The organism is Epibacterium ulvae (genome assembly GCF_018678075.1).
In the GTDB taxonomy this organism is placed as follows: Bacteria; Pseudomonadota; Alphaproteobacteria; order Rhodobacterales; family Rhodobacteraceae; genus Epibacterium; species Epibacterium ulvae_A.
This window is the reverse complement of sequence record NZ_JAHHIR010000094.1, coordinates 1-2969: the sequence shown is the minus strand read 5'-3', so window position 1 is coordinate 2969 and position 2969 is coordinate 1. Positions and strand designations below refer to the sequence as shown.

Here is a 2969-nt window from a genome sequence, read left to right as displayed (position 1 = left end):
ACCCCCCCTAAACACGCAAACGGCCGCTGGATTAGCGGCCGTTTTATTTGTGTATTTTGGTCCGTTTGTTGGATCAGGATTTGCCCTTCCAGGGGACGAGGAAGGCTTCGGATTTGCGCATTAGGATGTCGATGCCAAAGCCGATGAGGCCGATCATCACGATGCCCATGATGACGATGTCGGTGGCCTGGAATTTGGAGGCTGCGACGATCATTTTACCGGCGCCTTTTTCTGCCGCCACCAGTTCGGCCGCAACAACTGTGCCCCAGCACACACCCATGGCAACCCGCGCACCGGTGAAAATTTCCGGCAGGGAGTTGGGCAGGATCACATAGCGCAGCACCTGCCATTTGCTGGCCCCCAGCGAATAGGCCGCCTGCACTTTGGTGATGTTCACACCCGACACGCCAGCGCGTGCGGCGATGATCATCACCCAGAGGGCCGCGAGGAACAGCAACACGATCTTGCCCACTTCGCCGATGCCAAACCAGATGATCACCAGCGGGATCAGCGCCAAGGGCGGTACCGGACGCATGAACTCCACGATGGGATCAAACCAGCCGCGCGCCCAGCCCGAAAGACCCATCGCATAGCCCAGCGGAATACCCACGAGCGAGCCCAGCAGGAAGCCCACAAACACCCGGTAAAGCGACCAGCCCACATGTTCAAACAACGACACATTCTGATAGCCTTCGGTGGCGATCACCCAGAAGCGTTTCGCCACAGCTTCCGGGGACGGCAGCCAGATCGGCTCCATCTGCCAGCCGGATCTGGGCGAGAAGTTCAGCGAGCCTTTGGCGGTCATCGTGACCTCACCATTGGGGACCAAAACCGTGTCACCCGGCGCAATTGCCTGACCTTCAACCGATGTCACAACCACATCGTCACCATCGTTGCGATGGGCGCGGATCAGCACCGACCGCCAGGCCGCAACCGTGGCCGCGTCGTTCTGGGCAAAGCCTGCAGAGGTGCCCGCATCCGGGGTCTCCACGTCTTGACCGGCCTCATGCACCAGGACCTGCACGGTGCCTGTCGCCGTCTCACCAGCCAGGTTCTGCGCCACATAGCTAAAGCTGGTCGCGCCTTTGAACGGGCCCGGCATGTGGATCGGCACCAGTTTGGAGCCGGTAAAGGCGCCCCAGACCATAAAGACCACAATCACCGAGATCACCGAGGCCGCCCGGTCCGAGGTCACCGCGCTTTCATCGCCAAAGGTCACCGTCTTGAGCGAGGTGAAATCGGTGGTCTTGCTCATGAACGAGCGCACCGCCTGGACCACAAAATAGGTGCCAACCAGCAGCCCTAAGTAAATGAAAATACCGCCAATTCCTGACATCTTACTTGCCTCCCGCGCCCATAATCTCTTCTTCCATTTCCCAGATCATCTGCAGGATCTCTTTCTTGGTGTCGTTAAAGGCCGGGTCGTCCTTGACCACGCGCAGATCGGCACCCACTGCTTGATCGGCAAAGGGCAGATTATATTCTTTGAAAATCCGACCAGGACGCGGCGCCATCACCAACAGGCGCTCGCCCAGCAACAGGGCCTCATCCACCGAGTGGGTGATCAAGATGATGGTCTTGCCGGTCTTCTTCCACAGATCCAGCACCAGACCCTGCATCTTCTCCCGCGTCAGCGCGTCCAGCGCGCCTAAGGGTTCATCCATCAAGATCACATCCGGGTCATTGGCCAGGCAACGCGCCAGCGCCACCCGCTGCTGCATGCCGCCCGACAGTTCATAGACTGCCTTGTCCTTGAAATCGCGCAGACCCACGGTATCCAGCAGATTTTCCACAATCGTATTGCGGTCCGCCTCGCCCATGTTCTTCATGCGCGGGCCAAATTCCACGTTCTGGCGCACGCTCATCCATTCAAACAGCGCCCCCTTCTGGAACACCATGCCCCGTTCCGCATTGGGGCCCGTCACCGTATTGCCCGACAGGGTGACAACACCGTCGGTGGGCGCCAGGAAGCCGGCCACGATATTCAACAGGGTGGATTTACCGCAGCCTGACGGTCCGAGAACTGACAGCAGTTCGCCTTCTTTGAGATCCAGCGACACGTTCTGCAGGGCCTGGACGTGGCTTCCGTCCGGCAATTCGAAACGCATGGATACATCATTAATCTGTAGGGCGCCCATGGGTGGGTCTCCTATGGTGTGCGTATGGGAAGGAGGGAGAGAGAGAGAGAGCGTTCGCGGGGTCTGCGCCACCCCAAAGCGGCGCCGCGCAGACCCAAAGTGCGAAAGGCTTATTTGATCGCAGCCAGCGGGCTGACGGTCACAGCATCTTCGTAGCTGTCGAGCGAGGACTGGATCGAGCCGCTTTCAACAAAAACATCCGCCACACCCTTCATAAAGGTTGCAGCCGCGCCGCCCAACCAGGCTTCAGACAGCTGCTCGTCGACAGAGGGGAAAGAGAAGGTCGACAGCGAGGCCAGAGCCGCCTCTTCGTCCATGCCGGATTCAACGGCGATCTTGGTCAGCATCTCGGCGGGTTGCGAGGCGTTCCAGACCGCGTTCGCTTCGGCGGTCACTTCCAGGAACTTGGCCACAACCTCTTCGTTCTCAACCACAAAATCGGTCGGTGCAGAGGTCACGTCGAACACCAGAATGCCCAGCTCTTCTTTCTCGGCGCCGGTCAACAGGATGTTGCCATGCTCTTTCATACGCGCCAGACCACCGCCCCAGCCGCAGGCGAAATCAACAGAACCCTGCGCCAGCGCTGCCGCACCATCGGTGGGCGCCATGTCGACGATCTCAAGCGAGGCAAGATCGATGCCGAAATGCTCCATCTGCTTCAAGAAGCCGTAATGCGCCGCGGTGCCGAGCGGAACCGCAACCTTTTTGCTGGCCAGCTCATCGGCGCTTTCTTTGTCGATCTCATGCGTGGTCGCCACAACGCAGTTGTCGTTCTTCTAGTCACCATCCGCCATGTCCAGCACCTCAACTGGTTCACCGTAAGAGGACACC

The 2969-nt window shown here is 59.4% G+C and carries 3 protein-coding genes; all 3 read right to left on the bottom strand.

Going from position 1 to position 2969, the window contains the following annotated elements; all coding sequences use genetic code 11:
- Window positions 1–73: 73 nt before the first annotated feature.
- The 3 genes from KMP13_RS18500 to KMP13_RS18490 all read right to left on the bottom strand — a co-directional run bounded on the left by KMP13_RS18500 (window position 74) and on the right by KMP13_RS18490 (window position 2896).
- On the bottom strand, window positions 74–1336 hold the full coding sequence (locus KMP13_RS18500; RefSeq protein WP_215267453.1) for an ABC transporter permease: 1263 nt from the start codon (window positions 1334–1336) through the stop codon (window positions 74–76).
- 1 nt (window position 1337) lies between these two features.
- Window positions 1338–2138: a taurine ABC transporter ATP-binding protein gene (locus KMP13_RS18495; protein WP_215267452.1), complete on the bottom strand. Its 801-nt coding sequence runs from the start codon at window positions 2136–2138 to the stop codon at window positions 1338–1340.
- Between the two features lie 110 nt (window positions 2139–2248).
- The gene (locus KMP13_RS18490) at window positions 2249–2896 is read right to left on the bottom strand and encodes a taurine ABC transporter substrate-binding protein (protein WP_435370373.1); all 648 of its coding nucleotides are present in this window, start codon (window positions 2894–2896) and stop codon (window positions 2249–2251) included.
- Window positions 2897–2969: the final 73 nt, after the last annotated feature.

What these genes read in the sequence shown, in the direction of transcription:
- KMP13_RS18500 (WP_215267453.1), bottom strand. Translation starts at nt 1,336, where the DNA reads ATGTCAGGAATTGGCGGTATTTTCATTTACTTAGGGCTGCTGGTTGGC.
- KMP13_RS18495 (WP_215267452.1), bottom strand. Translation starts at nt 2,138, where the DNA reads ATGGGCGCCCTACAGATTAATGATGTATCCATGCGTTTCGAATTGCCG.